The sequence below is a fragment of the Arthrobacter sp. TMP15 genome, assembly GCF_039529835.1.
GTDB lineage: Bacteria > Actinomycetota > Actinomycetes > Actinomycetales > Micrococcaceae > Specibacter.
The window spans coordinates 2,513,361-2,528,740 of record NZ_CP154262.1 but is presented as its reverse complement, the minus strand read 5'-3'; the positions used below and the strand labels follow the sequence as shown (position 1 = coordinate 2,528,740).

At 57.6% G+C, this 15,380-nt stretch carries 16 protein-coding genes; 11 read left to right on the top strand and 5 right to left on the bottom strand.

What is annotated here, in order from left to right; translation table 11 throughout:
- Positions 1-29 precede the first annotated feature (29 nt).
- A complete protein-coding gene (locus tag AAFM46_RS11285; protein WP_343317865.1) occupies positions 30-578 on the bottom strand; it encodes a hypothetical protein in 549 nt (182 codons plus the stop codon).
- Positions 579-1,146: 568 nt separating this feature from the next.
- On the opposite strand from AAFM46_RS11285, the gene AAFM46_RS11280 reads away from it, so the two are divergent.
- The 5 genes from AAFM46_RS11280 to AAFM46_RS11260 all read left to right on the top strand — a co-directional run bounded on the left by AAFM46_RS11280 (position 1,147) and on the right by AAFM46_RS11260 (position 4,797).
- A complete protein-coding gene (locus AAFM46_RS11280) occupies positions 1,147-1,398 on the top strand; it encodes a hypothetical protein (protein ID WP_343317864.1) in 252 nt (83 codons plus the stop codon).
- A gap of 28 nt (positions 1,399-1,426) precedes the next feature.
- Positions 1,427-1,867: a GrpB family protein gene (locus AAFM46_RS11275; RefSeq protein ID WP_343317863.1), complete on the top strand. Its 441-nt coding sequence runs from the start codon at positions 1,427-1,429 to the stop codon at positions 1,865-1,867.
- Positions 1,868-2,152: 285 nt separating this feature from the next.
- Complete coding sequence (locus AAFM46_RS11270; RefSeq protein ID WP_343317862.1) at positions 2,153-2,809, top strand: SDR family NAD(P)-dependent oxidoreductase; 657 nt, start codon at positions 2,153-2,155, stop codon at positions 2,807-2,809.
- Between the two features lie 125 nt (positions 2,810-2,934).
- Positions 2,935-3,594: a pyridoxal 5'-phosphate synthase gene (locus AAFM46_RS11265; protein ID WP_283528106.1), complete on the top strand. Its 660-nt coding sequence runs from the start codon at positions 2,935-2,937 to the stop codon at positions 3,592-3,594.
- Between the two features lie 459 nt (positions 3,595-4,053).
- Entirely contained in the window at positions 4,054-4,797 is a 744-nt protein-coding gene (locus AAFM46_RS11260) for an SUMF1/EgtB/PvdO family nonheme iron enzyme (RefSeq protein ID WP_343317860.1), read from the top strand.
- Positions 4,798-4,839: 42 nt separating this feature from the next.
- Here the strand turns inward: AAFM46_RS11260 and AAFM46_RS11255 are convergent, their stop codons facing one another.
- Complete coding sequence (locus AAFM46_RS11255) at positions 4,840-5,337, bottom strand: anthrone oxygenase family protein (protein WP_343317858.1); 498 nt, start codon at positions 5,335-5,337, stop codon at positions 4,840-4,842.
- Positions 5,334-5,621, bottom strand: a complete 288-nt coding sequence (locus tag AAFM46_RS11250; protein WP_343317855.1) for a hypothetical protein — start codon at positions 5,619-5,621, stop codon at positions 5,334-5,336. Before AAFM46_RS11250 ends, AAFM46_RS11255 begins: the two co-directional genes overlap by 4 nt.
- An 80-nt stretch (positions 5,622-5,701) precedes the next feature.
- Here AAFM46_RS11250 and AAFM46_RS11245 point away from each other — a divergent pair, with 80 nt between their 5' ends.
- Positions 5,702-6,643 (top strand): AraC family transcriptional regulator, encoded by a 942-nt coding sequence (locus AAFM46_RS11245; RefSeq protein WP_283528097.1) that lies wholly within the window; start codon positions 5,702-5,704, stop codon positions 6,641-6,643.
- An 84-nt stretch (positions 6,644-6,727) separates the two neighbouring features.
- Here the strand turns inward: AAFM46_RS11245 and AAFM46_RS11240 are convergent, their stop codons facing one another.
- Entirely contained in the window at positions 6,728-7,546 is an 819-nt protein-coding gene (locus AAFM46_RS11240) for an alpha/beta fold hydrolase (RefSeq protein ID WP_343317854.1), read from the bottom strand.
- A gap of 115 nt (positions 7,547-7,661) precedes the next feature.
- Complete coding sequence (locus tag AAFM46_RS11235; protein ID WP_343317852.1) at positions 7,662-9,059, bottom strand: amino acid permease; 1,398 nt, start codon at positions 9,057-9,059, stop codon at positions 7,662-7,664.
- A gap of 246 nt (positions 9,060-9,305) precedes the next feature.
- Between AAFM46_RS11235 and AAFM46_RS11230 the strand changes: the two genes are divergently transcribed.
- From AAFM46_RS11230 to AAFM46_RS11210, 5 genes are all read left to right on the top strand, one after another.
- Positions 9,306-10,034, top strand: a complete 729-nt coding sequence (locus AAFM46_RS11230) for an NUDIX domain-containing protein (RefSeq protein WP_343317850.1) — start codon at positions 9,306-9,308, stop codon at positions 10,032-10,034.
- Between the two features lie 87 nt (positions 10,035-10,121).
- Positions 10,122-11,480: a quinolinate synthase NadA gene (nadA, locus tag AAFM46_RS11225; RefSeq protein WP_283528088.1), complete on the top strand. Its 1,359-nt coding sequence runs from the start codon at positions 10,122-10,124 to the stop codon at positions 11,478-11,480.
- Positions 11,477-13,270: an L-aspartate oxidase gene (gene nadB, locus AAFM46_RS11220; protein WP_343317847.1), complete on the top strand. Its 1,794-nt coding sequence runs from the start codon at positions 11,477-11,479 to the stop codon at positions 13,268-13,270. The genes nadA and nadB overlap by 4 nt, the downstream gene beginning before the upstream one ends.
- Positions 13,267-14,214 (top strand): carboxylating nicotinate-nucleotide diphosphorylase, encoded by a 948-nt coding sequence (gene nadC, locus AAFM46_RS11215; RefSeq protein ID WP_343317845.1) that lies wholly within the window; start codon positions 13,267-13,269, stop codon positions 14,212-14,214. Before nadB ends, nadC begins: the two co-directional genes overlap by 4 nt.
- Positions 14,211-15,371 carry a cysteine desulfurase family protein gene (locus tag AAFM46_RS11210; protein ID WP_343317843.1) on the top strand — a complete coding sequence of 387 codons (1,161 nt, stop codon included), beginning with the start codon at positions 14,211-14,213 and terminating at the stop codon, positions 15,369-15,371. Before nadC ends, AAFM46_RS11210 begins: the two co-directional genes overlap by 4 nt.
- Positions 15,372-15,380 lie beyond the last annotated feature (9 nt).

Below are 15,380 nucleotides of genomic sequence, written 5' to 3'. Positions count from 1 at the left end.
GAACCAACCAAGCAACCCGGCTGGTGCTGCTATCCGAACAATGAAGCTACAGCGTCGGATTCGTCCTTGTAAATACTGTGAATGAGCGGTAATAAAATTAAGAGTCCGAATTCGGCCGTACCCGGTACGGCCTCTGCAATCTCCACTCGAGTCCTGGCCAAAACGCTTCCTGGTTGGAAACGGCCGAGCGCTTTGCGTTGCGCAGTTACTACAACGGAACCGTCCCAGTCCTCTCGAGCGGTGATTGCCCCACCGTTAAGTTGGCCTTTGACTGCAAAGTAAAGAAAATTCTCTCCGAGCCGATCAACAAATATGTCGGCAACGCCATCATGAATGACCTCGTAGGTCGGTCTGAACAGCCGCGAAAAGGCGGATCTGATCGTTGCTCTACGCACGCCGATGCTTGTATGCGGACCTGTCTCCGGGGTGAACTGAAAAGTGCCGGCTATCTCACAACCAGGTATTTTACCGCGAGTGATAACGCCAGCGATTGAACCATCACTTGCGAGGACGTTCACAGGCTCCATTGATTTCGTCACCGAATCAAATGCACCCTCGTGAAATGAGTAAACCTTCATCAGTGTATTCCTTGTAAGGGGTGGCCCCGGACCACATCCTGCTGATACAGCTGGCTGGCTTCCAACGCTTGACCTTGAGCTTCCTTGTGCAGTGCTTGCAAACGGCCTTGTATGTTCTGGTCAAAGCATAGGCGGTGTGATGAGCATTGGGCCGCCGGTCTCGGAAATATAATTGCGCTCTCTACCTCTTCGGTTCGGTAACTTTCTTCACATTATTCTCCTATCTACTGACTTAGAATTATCAAAAAAATATAGGCTGTCCCGTTGACATCTGCAAGGGACGCTGCGCTGTACAGTTCCAGGGCAAACGCCTTTGTGGACTGAAAGGTGTTAGCAGGGGGCTAGCTCATTGCGATCCTCGTATTCAAGGAAAATCAGCACACTTTCGCTGTGTTGCTTCTACCATGGCCGGCTAATCAGCGCTGGTGGCTGTCACTTCATAGAAATCACCGGCCATCTCGGAGCGTGGCTGCTTTTTGCCGCAGCTCTTTGCCCTGCAGGAGAAGAAGCAAGAGGGGTATGATCTAAATCACCATCAAATTTACTTTAGTAAAAGGAGTTGTTGGCAGTGAAGGAAATTCGAAATCTACCACGATGGGCCATGATCTTCTCACTTTGCGTAGCCCTATTGGCTGCTGCTTTTGTGATCATCGGAATAATCGATGTCTTTAACGGAGCGGGGGCGGATAAAGTAATCTTCGACGCTCTAGCCGCCGCCGCGTTTGGACTAGGTGCCTGGTCCATCGCAGTGAAAGGAAATCCTGCGCTGTCGAGGCGCCACGAGGGCGCGCCTAACCGTCAGAGCCCCACCCGCTGGTGACTGCGGGCGGATCGCTTGAGGGGCCCACTTGGCCCAGATTAGGACTGCGTTGGGAAGCCATGCGGTTTCCATAGAACACATTGGTTCGACGTCGGTCCCAACTCTGGCGGCGAAACCCCTTGTCGATATTTTGGTGACGGTTGCAGATATTACCGCTGAAGAGGATTATCTGGTCCCACTTCTCAAAGCTGGATATGAGCTTCGAGTCCGAGAACCCGGACACCGCATGCTCAGAACGCCGGCTCTGTACGTTCATATCCATCTGCTTGAAAACGACCATCCCAATGTCAACGCTTACCTCATGCTCCGCAACAGGCTTCGAAATAACCTCGAAGATCGAGAGTTGTACGCGCGTACCAAACGCCAGCTCATGTCCCGCGGCTTTTCGGATATGAATGCCTACGCCGATGCCAAAACCGGGGTCATAGAAGGCATTCTGTCGCGGGCGCAATTCGCTCCTCACCGTTGAACATCAACAAGAAACGTTCTCCGGTGAGAACAATGGCCGGATGAAAATACTCACACTGGATGAGGGAATACAATCGCTGAACCTTGCCACGGTCCGCAACGGCTAGGAAACCATCGGCGCGTATGCCCGCACCGGTTCTAAAGGTAAATTTTCCGCGTGATACATTAAAAATTCAATCCTCTTACGCGCATGACATGGAATGCCTGCCCACGCCTCGAACGCCTCTCCAGCTCCTTTCCAACCGACTTGTTGTCATCGCAACCACGTCTATAGAAAGCAGTGGAAATGAACAATAAGTATGTGGCAGTAGTTGGGGCCGGTCCTGGCGTTAGTGCCGGAGTCGCCAGGAAATTTGGGGCCAACGGCTTTACAATTATCCTGCTGGCCAGAAACCCTGAATCACTTGCACTCCGGGTATCAGAACTTCAAGATGCTGGGATCCAAGCCCACGGCATCGTTGCAGATGTGAGCGATGAGCAGAGCCTGAAATCGGCTTTTGCCCGCATCCATTCAGAACACGGAACATTGGATGCCTTGGTCTACAACGCCGGTGCCAACACGATTGCCAACCCGTCCGTCCTAGACCCTATGGACCTAACCAAGGATTTTTCGGTCAACGTGGTCGGGGCGCTGATCTGCGCTCAGCTGGTGGCTCCTGCCATGATTGCACACGGTTCGGGTTCCATTCTTTTCACGGGAGGCCTACTGGCCCTGAATCCCGTTGCGTCGAGGGCATCCGCCGCCATCAGCAAAGCCGGGCTTCGCAATCTGGCCTTCACGCTCGCTGAGGAGTTCGCCAAGCACGGCCTCAAGGTGGGTACGGTGACCATCGGGGGTGCCGTTGCGTCAGGTACTTTCTTTGATCCGGATTTGATCGCGGAAGCATACTGGGATCTGCATAGTGGAAAAGCGGCAGGAGAGATCCTGTACATGCAGTCTTAATAATCGATCCACCGAATTGCCCCGGCGTCCAAGTGAGCTTGGACGCCGGGGCAATTTCTTTTCTCATGTTCACCAAGTCAGCAACGCAGACGGCTTCCCTGATGCAGTTATTTGTGGAGAATGGAATGATGAAAACACTTCGTGATGAGCTTCGATCCGCTCCATCCATTGTGGGCCAGGCCCCGAAATTTGATCCAGCCGCGGCGCCCAATGATCCCCATGAACTCTTCACTTCATGGTTCCGGCATGCCTTGAATGCAGGGGTCCCGGAAGGCCATGCGGCCACGCTTGCCACCGTCGATCAGGACGGTGTTCCGGATGCCCGAGTGCTGATTGTCAAAGACGTCACCGAAGACTGCGTTTTTAAAATTGCAACAAGCGACGAATCGGCCAAAGGGCGCCAACTGCTCCAGAACCCGAACTGCGCCCTCACGTTTTACTGGAGCACGCTGGCCCGGGCGGTGCGGGTCCGTGGGAGAGCACAACGTGCATCCACGGCCGAGTCGGCCAAGGACTTTCTAGCTCGCCACCCGCTAGCCCGAGCGATTGTCTTAGCTGGTCACCAGAGTTCCGTCCTCACAGATGAGGACGTTCGCGAAGAAGCAATCGAGCGAGCCAAGGCGGCTATAGAAGCTGATAACAATATTGTTTCTCCGCACTGGGCACTATGGCTGATTGTGCCAAGCTCCATTGAATTTTGGCAGGGCGATCAGAGCCGGGATCACCAACGCCTGCGCTACAACCGTGACGGCGACAGTTGGAATAAGCAGCGACTGTGGTCTTAGTGCGACAAAAAGTTGTGCGGCAAATATGAGTATGTGCGGTGTTTTTTGGGGCTGAGAGTCATGTTCTCTCAGAGGGCGTGGCGACTAGCTCGAAGTCGAGGAACATTTCACTTATGGTTGTACGTACGTTCCTGATAGGCATGAAAGATCTGATCAGGTACCGAACTGGATGCATGAGCGGCTTGTTCAGCAGCCGCAATTTTTCGCTTTCGCAGCTGAAACTCGTGCATCACAAGCGGAGCCGCAGTCAGCGCCAGGATAAAAAGCTTCTCCCACAATGAAGCGTCAAGGAAAAAGACATACACGAGTGCCGCTGCAAATATTCCAGAGTATACAATTCGAAAAATCCCCATGCAACGAAGCTACCAGCTAAGCAAAGAACAAGGAACTTTCTGCCGAAACACGGGGCTGCAGAGCCGCTGCCCGAGGCGAGATCGTCCTGAAGGGAAAGGTCGCATAATGGCTGTATCTGGTCTTCGCCCGCTGGCTGCGGGTCAGGTAGAACTGCACGACGCGCGGCGGCATCGCCGATGGGTAGTTGATCTTGAGCACTTTGAAATAGGGTTTGTTCCTGTCACCACGGCTCAGTTCGTGAAGCTGATGGGCGGTGCGGGGGGATCCTCGAGTCCTGTTGTGAATATCAGTTGGCTAGACGCCATAGAGTTTTGTAATCGTGCCTCAGTACGTGAGGGGCTGGTTGCTGCCTACATGGTGGAAGGTGACCAGGTCAGGTGGCAAACGGACGCCTCCGGATACCGTTTGCCAACGGAGGCAGAGTGGGAATATGCCTGCAGGGCCGGTACCAAAGGGCCGCACTACGGGCCACTGGAGCTTGTTGCTTGGACTGGCGCCGATGAAGTGGATGAAGCTCAAGTTGTTGGGTTGAAACATCCCAATGAATTTGGGATCCACGACACCCTCGGCAACGTATGGGAATGGTGCTGGGATCATCTTGATCCGGCGCGCTATGGGGACTACCGCGTCTTTCGTGGCGGTGGCTTTGCCGATGAGTCGTGGAGTGTCCGTGCCTCAGCTCGACGTGGGGGAGCGCCTGGGATGACTCACCCGGATGTTGGAATGCGGTTGGCGCGCGGAGCATTCGAGGGCAACCAGGCAGCCCAAGGCTGGTCAGCGAAGGTGGATACCGAACGTGGAACCATTGCGGGTGCGCTGCCCTCAGGTTGGACGCCGCGAGGGGCCTGAAACTGCCAACACTGCGTGCAGCAATGCTGTTGGGGGAGTCGACTAGTCTGTGCCGGGAGACAATGACAAGGAATCGACGAAGAGGATTGTGGCAACTATTGACGCTGTGGCACGCAACAGGTTCGCTCTACTCCATCCCTGATCAAATGTCTTCCAAGAATCGCGGCAGTTCCCTAAGTTAGGAGGAACCTGAGCAAGTCTGTTGTTCAGGGGAACATTGCGAACCATGGTGATGCCCAATGATGCCAGAACCAAGCCTGCACCAATCAACCGCCTTGAAGCGCCCAAAGCGGTTCCGCCTATGGCGGCTTCCGCAACAATAAGGGCGAGAGCGGCTGCTGTACCGCCAAAGAAAATTGCCATGAAAGGCAGCTTAACTGCGCTGATGTTGATGCCTTGCATCGTAGCTACTGCCTCGGAACTGGGGAGGCTGCGAAGTGCTGGCATGACAATAGCGGCAAAGCCCAAGTAGACCCCTCCGGTGACTCCGGCGCAGACAGCGGACGCGAGCGTTAGAACGCCTGGGAGATCGTAGCTCATGAGGCAGCCGCAGATTCGCGATGCCCTAGTCCTGGGATGGCAGCGTCTGGGATGGCAGCGCCTGGGACGGCAGCGCTTGAGACGACAGCGCCCGTAATGACCGTCCCCACAGCCGGGGCGTCGCGATCAGTGCGTTCCCACGTTGCTCGGTCTTCCCTGCTGAACGGGCTCTTTCCCTGCCGGGAAGCGATACGTGTTTGCCTGCCGCCGTGCTGAGAATGGCGGACAATCCGGCTGCCTGTGCGACCCGTGCCACCAAATACAAGTGCTTTTGAATGTGTCATACTTCTAGTCAAGCTCAGCCGTGGTGCGTTTTGAATAGTCCAAAGGTGTAATTCCATACGTGATCGTCTAGATTTGTGGCATGGATCCACTGACTCATCTTTTGGACGGGCCCCGGGCTCGGCGCGCCTTTGCCCTCCGTATGGTCATGTCGCCTGGCTGGTCTGTTCTGGTGGCGGACCGTGCGTCTCTCACTGTGATGGTCATGATGAAAGGCACGGCGTTCTTAGCCGCAGATAATGAAGCGTTCCAGTTAGCACCTGGTGACGTGGCTGTTGTTCGGGGGCCAGCCCCATATGCTGTGAGTGATGATCTCCTGCGCGACGCGGATGTGATTATCCATCCCGGGCAGCGGTGTACTTCTCCTTCCGGGGCGGACCTGGTCACAAGCCTGAGTCACGGGATCCGCACGTGGGGCAATGCCTCTTCCGGGTCAACAACGATGCTCATCGGGACATACGAATCTGACGCAGAGCTTGGAGCAGTCCTCACCAGTGCCTTGCCACGAGTAGCCCTAGCCCCCTCCGGCGAAGTCAGCCAGTCTTTACTTGGTTTGCTCGAAGCGGAAATCACTACAGAGGCACCGGGGCAAGGCAGTGTCATTGATCGTCTACTGGATGTGCTGCTGGTTCAAGCTATCCGCGCATGGGCCAGAGGCAACCCTGCAAAAGCACGAGGCTGGTTAGCCGGTGGGATGGATCCGCTCAGCGCCCAGGCGTTGGCGATTTTTCATGAGTGGCCCGCAGAGACGTGGAGTCTTGAATTGCTGGCACAAAAGTTGAATGTATCTAGGGCGACCTTTGCTCACCGCTTCCGCAGTTCGGTAGGTGAGCCACCCATGACGTACCTGACGAATTGGCGGATGCTCCTTGCCAGCGAATTACTGACAGACCCTGCGTTGACTACTGCGCAGATCGCTGCGGAGGTGGGCTACGGGAGCCCTTTCGCTTTGAGCACTGCATTCAAAAGAAGGTTTGGTGTCAGTCCCAGCCGCTACCGGAGCCAGTGCGCAGGAGAAACCTAGTCAGGAGCATTCCCCCGTGTCGGTAGCTGGCCACCCATCAAGGCCATTGAATGGGGAAAGTGCGGTAAATCCTACAGCTGTGGGTCACTTGAGGAAGTCGATCGCTGCTTTTTTGAACTCCCCTGAGGTCACGGTGTTGCCGTGGGTGCGCCCCTCAATCACAAGCTGCTGAGCCGCCGGATTCAATGCGGCTAGTTGGCTCATGCGCCGGGCACGTTCGTCCAGGCCCCCTGCAACAAGCAGTACTGGCATGCATGGCACGGCGTCCGTGGGTTCAAAGGGTTCCATTTTCACGGCCTGGATAAGTGCCAGCAGTGCAAAGATGTCATTGGATGGCACCGCTTGGGCCATGCGCAGTAGCCAGGCCGTGGATTCATCGGAGATGGGTGTGCCGTCATTGAGAAAGTCCTGGGCGGCTCGCAGATCAAAATCGGCCAGTGGATCTTCCGGGTTGGGCCCCCCCAAAACCATTTTTCGCACGAGCTCTTTTTGTGTGGCGCCAAACTCCCACGCCAACCGGGAACCAAGTGAGTAGCCTATGACGTCAACGCCGCTGGCAGCATCTGCGTGCGTGAGCGGGCGGATCCCTTGATCGAAAAGGATCTGCAGAATCTCAGCACGGATCTTACCGGGAGTGTAGGAATCAAGGTCATAAGGTGCGGCGCTGCGCCCGTGCCCTGGCAAGTCAACGCTGAAGACTCGACGCCCTGCCCGGTTCAGCGCCGTAACCCAGCCGGTTTTAACCCAATTCAGTTCTACTGAGGATCCGAATCCGTGAATCAAAAAGACGGGGGGAAGCGGAGCGGGTGATTCGGGCTCAAAGACCACCACGTTAAGCCCTGGGGACGCGCCCTCAGTTTCGTGAGGAGCCGCTGCTGCCGCGTGCTTGCCGGGGGGAACCATTGCCCAACCTTTCTTGCGGCGGGCAGTGCCGCCGTCGTATCTCAACCATAGCGACTATGAACCATGGAGAATACTGTGGCGCTTCAGTGGCGAGTCAGTGGAACCGGTTCTGCGATTAGTTGCGGCCCTGGAGATGATTCTGGCCATACCAGCGACCCAGCTTGCTCAAAATTGCGATGACAGCAACCAAGGCAAACGTACTCAATAGCTGATTGCGACTCGCCGGAGCGGTGAAGCCGATGAGAAAAATAATGCCAAGGAGTGCCAAGCCAGCCAACGTTAGTCCCGGGAAGCCGCGCATTCGCAGAGGAAGGACGGTTCCGTCTCGCTCAGCCCGGCGACGCAGGATGAACTGCGAGACCAGCGCTGAACCCCAGACGATCAAGCACGTGGAGCCAACCAAGTTCAGCAATGCCGTGAGGACAACCCCGGGATATAAAAAATCCAAGAGCACTGTAACAAAGCCAAAGCTCACCGACACCGCGACGGCGGGAACCGGGACAAAACGCTTGTTGGTGCGGGCCAAAAACTCTGGGGCCTCGCCGCGGTGGGCCAGTGAGTGGACCATGCGCGAGGCGCCATACAAGTTGGCATTCAGGGCTGAGAGTAGGGCCGCAACTGCCACCAAAGTGATGGCTGTCCCCGCCCAAGGCAACCCGGCCATGTTTAAAACGCCAGCAAAAGGAGAACTCAGTGCCGTTGAGGTCCACGGCAGGATGGCCGCAATGACGAAGATAGAGCCTACATAGAAAACGAGGATACGCCACACCACAGTACGCACCGCTACTGCCACACTGCGTGCAGGAGTGAATGTTTCCGCAGCAGCCACAGCCACAATTTCGGTGCCTCCAAAAGCAAAAATTACAACGAATAATGCCGAAGTAATCCCGGCCATGCCGGCCGGAGCAAACCCACCGTGAGCGCTAAAGTTCCCGAACCCCGGTGAGGTAGCACCTGGAATCCAGCCGAGGAGCAATGCTGCACCAAAGGCCAAGAAGAGCACAATGGTAGCGACCTTCAGGAGCGCAAACCAGAACTCAAATTCCCCATAATTTTTCACCGAGGTCAGATTGATGACTGTGAAAATCACCATAAAGATCAACGTCAGCAGCCACGAAGGTAGCACCGGCCAAATAGTGACAAGGAGCTGTGCGGCACCCAGTGCCTCGGCCGCGATCACCACCACTAGCTGCAGCCACCACAACCAACCAATAGTGGCGCCAGCATTCTTGCCCATAGCTTTTTCTGCGTAGACCGAGAAAGCACCAGAGTTGGGGTTTGCCGCCGCCATCTCGCCCAAGGCCCACATGACCACAATGATCAACGTCCCGGCCACTAGGTAGGAGACCAAAACGGCGGGCCCCGCCATCCTGATTCCTTCACCCGAGCCAAGAAAAAGCCCTGCACCAATGGCACTGCCAAGGCCCATCATTGTCAGCTGGCGTTGCTTGAGCGAGTTGCCCAGACCGGTCTTGGTGGGCGCGGCAAGAGCAACGTCAGGCTGGGGGAACATGAAAGAAAGGCCTTCTTTAGTGGTGCGCGCCTTGCACGGGACCGTGGAGCGGGGAAAACAAATCCCCGTCAAGAATTATCCCCCATGGAAATGCACAACCAAATCTGCCGGTGGTCCGGCCCCAGGCCCGGGTCGCGGGCAGGTGTGAAGCAATAATTTGTTTCCCACTGCCACAAGGTCGTAGAATCAGTTGTAGTCAAAGTGACTTTAACTAAGTTTGGGTAGAGACGGAAGTGGGTGGAGAACATGGACAGCACGCAGTTTGTTAGCGCGGCCAACATCAGCGAGCGCATGGCTCAGCCGCCAGCACTAGCCATCTCCACAGTCATCTTCGCCCTGCGACCCAGCGAAAATAGTGGCCGCCCCGCCCTGTGGTTGCCGCTGGTGCGCCGTATCCGTGAACCGTTTGAAGATATGTGGGCCTTGCCGGGAGGACCGCTGACTCAGATGGATTCCCTCATGGACGCCGCAGCCCGTAACTTGCAGGACACCACGGGGCTGGCCCCCAGCTATCTTGAACAGTTATACGCCTTTGGCGGCCTACACCGCTCGCCCAGTCAGCGGGTGGTCTCGATTGTTTACTGGGCTCTGGTGAAATCAAGTGAGGCTGAATTGGCGCAGGAGTCTGCGAACGTCCAGTGGTTCCGCGCGGACGGGCTGGCGAAATTGGCATTTGATCACAATGAGATTGTTGATTACGCGCTCTGGCGGCTACGCAACAAAATTGCTTACGGCTCCATTGCTCACCACCTGCTTGGCGAGAAATTTACGCTAGCCCAGGTGCGTGAGGTGTATGAGGCGGTCTTGAACCGCTCAGTGGATCCCGCCAATTTTCGCCGTCAACTTAAACAAACCGCCCACATTGAGCCCACTGACGAATTCCGTCAAGGCGGCAAACACCGTCCGCCCCGCCTGTATCGCTATTCCGGTGACCCCACCGCCGAACATTCCGGGAACCCCCCGTTGCGGCTCTAAACCCCACCGAATATAGATCCAGCCGCCCATGAATTGCACCTCTTCGCATAGCCGCTAACCAAACTGCCTCACACCTTGGAGCACACCATGTCATCTGTGAACACCACCATTTCGCTGATCACCCGCGAGCAAGCGCAGGCTCAATCGAAGCTTGTTGGCGCTCCTGGCCGCGCACAGGAGAGTTGCAACGACGAACTTGCCAAGGGACCTTGGGAATTTGACCTCGCCGAAGCGCTCGCCGGCACTCCGGGCTATGGCCCCGGTGCCTCGCAAGAAGATGTTGCTCCAACAGCCACACCCCGCCAGGGCCAGCTGCCACAGGAGTACAAGGACGCCTCTGAGGCCAATCTTGAGTCACGCATACTCTCCGCGAAGGCTGAACTGGGGGAGCGGGTGGTGGTGCTGGGACACTTTTATCAGCGCGATGAAGTGGTTAAGTTTGCCGATTTTGTGGGGGATTCCTTCCAACTGGCAAATGCGGCCAAGAATCGGGACAAGGCAGAGGCCATTGTTTTTTGCGGTGTGCACTTCATGGCGGAGACGGCGGACATGCTCTCCGGAGCCCACCAGTCCGTGATCCTGCCCAACCTGGCAGCCGGTTGTTCCATGGCGGATATGGCCGATCTGCCCTCTGTGGAGGCGTGCTGGGCTGAACTTGAAGAACTGTACGGCACCGAGCCCGACGCCGAGGGCCGGGTACCGGTTATTCCTGTCACCTACATGAACTCTTCCGCCGCGCTCAAGGCCTTTTGCGGCGAGCACGGCGGGATCGTCTGCACCTCATCCAATGCCTCGACAGTGCTTGAATGGGCGTATGAGCGCGGCCAACGGGTGCTGTTCTTCCCTGACCAGCACTTGGGCCGCAATACTGCCAAGGCTATGGGTATTGCCTTGGAAGCAATGCCGTTGTGGAATCCACGGATGCCCTTGGGCGGTAACAGCGAACATGTCATGCGTGATGCCAAGGTGGTGCTGTGGCAGGGATTTTGTTCGGTTCACAAGCGCTTCACGGTAGCCCAGATTGAGCAAGCCCGGGTGGACTTCCCGGGAGTGCGCGTGATTGTGCACCCGGAATGTCCCATGGAAGTGGTGGATGCCTCCGATGAGGCGGGCTCCACGGATTACATTCTCAAAGCCATCCAGGCTGCCCCGGATGGCAGCACCTTCGCCATTGGTACTGAGATCAATATGGTTAACCGCTTGGCGGCACAGTACCCGCAGCATACGATCTTCTGCTTAGACCCGGTCATCTGCCCGTGCTCCACCATGTACAGGATTCACCCCGGCTACCTGGCCTGGATTCTTGAGGGGCTCGTGGCTGGAGAGGTGTATAACCAAATCACCGTCCCGGAGGCTACTGCGGTTAACGCGCGCATTGCCCTTGAACGGATGCTCGCTGCTAAGCCCAAGCCTCTGATCGCCGCCCGCACAGCCGCACGCACATGAGTAATTCGCACCTGATTGTTATTGGCAGCGGTATCGCCGGACTCTACGGCGCGTTGCTTGCTGCCGAATCAGGCATGCGCGTGAGCTTGATGACCAAAGGCACGCTGGGGCAAAGCAACACGCACTTCGCTCAGGGCGGGATCTGTGCGGTACTGGACCCTGGTCAGTGCGCTCCCGGGGACTCTGTGGAGGCGCATATTGCTGACACGCTCAAAGCAGGGGCGGGGCAGTGCAACCCAGACGCCGTCACAGTTCTGTGCAGCGAGGCCGCCGGGGACATTGCGTCCCTAGAGCGATTCGGCGTGATTTTTGACCGGGACGCGGCCACGGGAAGCCGGGCGCTTGGATTAGAAGGTGCCCATTCTGCGGCGCGGATTCTGCACGCCGGTGGGGACGCTACGGGAGCGGCCATTGCCGAAGGGCTGATCAGTGCCGTGCTTGATGCCGCCGCGCTGGGTCTTATCACCCTGATGGAGCATTGTCTGGTCACCGAGCTACTCACGCAGATCCCGTCTTCTGCTAGCGCCGCGGGTCATCTTGCCCCAGAGCGTAACCCTGAAGCGGACGACGCCGGGACCTCGCCCCGCGCCGCCATAGCCGGGGTTGCTTACCTTGCCCCAGATGATGATGCGGTGGATGAGCGGCGGGTGTTGGTTGCTGATGCTGTGTTACTGGCTGCTGGTGGGGCCGGGCAGCTCTTTGACGTGACCACCAATCCGCTCAGCGCCACAGGAGATGCGCTGGCACTAGCATGGCGTTCCGGTGCCGTGGTGGGGGATCTGGAGTACTTTCAGTTCCATCCCACTGCCTTAGCTATTGGCGGGAACTTTCTCATATCCGAGGCCGTGCGTGGTGCCGGGGCCGTGCTACGTGATGCCCACGGCGAGCAGTTCATGAAGCGCTATCATCCAGAAGGTGATCTTGCCCCTCGGGATGTTGTCTCCCGCGGCATTACCGAGCACCTTAGGGGCAGCACCGAGGCGGTGCCTTCCGTGTATCTGGATGCAACAGGCGTTGAAGAAGCTCATGGGCAAGGTTACTTGGCGCGGCGGTTCCCCACCATTGCTGCCGCGACCACCGCACTCGGTCTTGACTGGCGGCAGGAATGGTTGCCAGTGGCACCGGCGGCACATTATTGGATGGGGGGGGTAGCCACCGATCTGCACGGGCGAACCTCAGTGCCCGGACTCTACGCAGCCGGGGAGGCCGCCTGCACAGGGGTCCACGGAGCGAACCGCCTTGCCTCCAACTCTTTACTGGAAGGGCTGGTCTTTAGCCGCCGGGCAGTTGCCGCCTTTACGGCTTCAATGTCCACCAAAATCACTAGGCTTACCAGGGATGTACATCGCTGGCCGTTGCTGGACGTTGATGCACGTCCTATGCAAGGTGCCCCCGGGCCCCTTGCACCTGATTCGGCCAGCCCGGGGCTCTCACGCACGGATTTACGCCACATCATGGGTGCCCAGGCAGGGGTGGTTCGGGACGCTGTGGGACTCGCTGATGCAGCAGCGGTTCTGGCCGCGAGCTCCAGTAGTTTCGGTACTGCCAGGCAGGGACAGGGGCGGGAGGCGGCCGAGGATCAAAACCTCCACCTCATAGCCACGCTCCTAGTTCACGCAGCACTAGCCCGAGAAAACTCTGTGGGGGCGCATTTCCGTCACGATTTCCCACAAAGCCCTGCCGCAGCCGGAACCCGGAACTCTCATTTCTGGCGAGACCCAGACCCACCGCAGCTACCAGCAGCTGATTTTTCCACCGCCCCAACCCAGCGTGAAAGCGAAAGAGTATGAACGCCGTCGAACCTGTCCTGCAGAAAACTGCCCCACCCCAGCCGGCTCTGCCTGCACTGCCGGAATTACCAGCACTACCGGAATTACCAGCGAGCGCTGTGCAGGAGATCCTACACAGGGCCTTCGCCGAGGACGCCCCGTACGGGGACATCACCTCGGCAACCTTGCTGCCCGCCACCGCCAGGGCAAGTGCCTGGTTGGTGGCGAGAGAGCCGGGCATCTTCTCCGGTGGGGCCGTATTCACCGCTGCCATGAAGATGCAGGATCCGGAAGCGCACGTGGTGCAACTCATTGCTGATGGCAGCACCTTTGGGGCCGGGGATCGAATCATGTCAGTCAGCGGATTGGCCCGCGGGGTGCTGACGGCTGAGAGAATCGCTTTGAACCTCACACAGCGTATGAGCGCCATCGCTACCCAAACCGCCGAGTATGCGGCGCTGTTGGTAGGCACAAACGCTCGTGTCACCGACACTCGTAAAACTACTCCGGGACTGCGCATTCTGGAACGGTACGCGGTGCGTTGCGGGGGCGGGCACAACCACCGGTTCTCGCTTTCTGACGCCGTGCTGGCCAAAGACAACCACTTGGCCGTACTCACCGGGGGAGACCGGACCAAGTTAAGCGCTGCGCTCGCAGGCGTGCGGAGCCGGTTGCCCCATACGGTCCATTTTGAGGTGGAAGTAGACAGCCTGGAGCAGGTGAAAGCCGTTCTGGCTGCCGGAATTGACACCATCATGCTGGACAACTTCACGAACGCGGAGTTGGTAGAAGGCGTTGCATTAGTCAATGGGCGTGCACTGGTTGAAGCCAGCGGCAACGTGAATTTATCCACCATTGCGGGGATTGCACAAACAGGTGTGGATATTATCTCGGTGGGGGCACTAACTCACACTTTGCGGGCGCTTGATCTGGGGTTGGACATGGAAGTGAGCCATTCGTTGTGATTTTTCTCGATGCGGCCGCAACCACTCCTGTCAGACGGGAAGTGATCGAGGCCATGTTTCCTTTGCTCACCAACCAGTTTGGCAACCCCTCCAGCCATCATGGACTTGGTGAGCAGGCAGCGGCTGCCCTGGCTGACGCCCGGCAACGGTGTGCCGTTGTGTTGGGCGCCCGTGCCGAGGAGCTCGTGTTTACCTCCGGCGGCACCGAAGCAGATAATCTTGCGTTGAAAGGCATTGCACTGGCGCGCAGGAGCGCTGATCCCTCGCTTAACCGCATCTTGATCAGTGCCATGGAGCATCCCGCTGTGGTGGAATCCGCGAACTATTTACATCGGGTTCATGACTTCACGGTGGATGTGGTTCCGGTGGATAGCAACGGCTTGGTTGATCCTGACGTGTTTGAGCAGATGCTGGAGAGCACAAGCAACGTTGCAGTGGCCTCCATCATGTACGCCAACAATGAGGTGGGCACCGTCCAGGACATTGACGTGCTGGCTCGTATCGCTGCGGCCAGCGGGGTGCCACTGCACACCGACGCCGTGCAGGGGGCCGGGTGGCTATCACTGAATGTGCAAGAGCTAGGTGTCAGCGCACTGAGCATTTCCGGTCACAAGATGGGAGCGCCCAAGGGAGTAGGACTGCTCTATGTACGCGCAGGAACACGTTATGAACCGTTGATCCACGGGGGAGGCCAGGAACACGGGGCACGTTCCGGTACGGAAAATGTGGCTTTTGCCGTAGCCCTGGCTACGGCGTTGGAACTATCGGAAGCAGGCAGAGGCGCTGCACTGAGCCGTGTCAGCGGGTTGCGGGACGGGTTTATTGACTTTGTTTTAGCAAGCCTTCCTGCGGCTGTCCTGACTGGGCACAGGATGCGACGGTTGCCCAATGTGGCCTCGTTTTGTTTCCCGGGCATCAGCGGTGAATCAGTGCTTCTGGAACTTGAACGCCGCAACATTATTTGCTCGTCAGGATCAGCCTGTGCGGCCGGATCCGATGAGCCCTCTCCTGTCCTTTGCGCCATGGGGGTAGAGCGAGCCGTGGCGCAAACTGCACTACGGTTTAGTTTTGCTGTGGACGTGACCCAAGACCAGCTCTCCACTGCCGGCCAGGAGTTGGTTGAAGCTGTGGGAAGGATGCTGCGGCTTGGCCGCTAAAGACCAGTG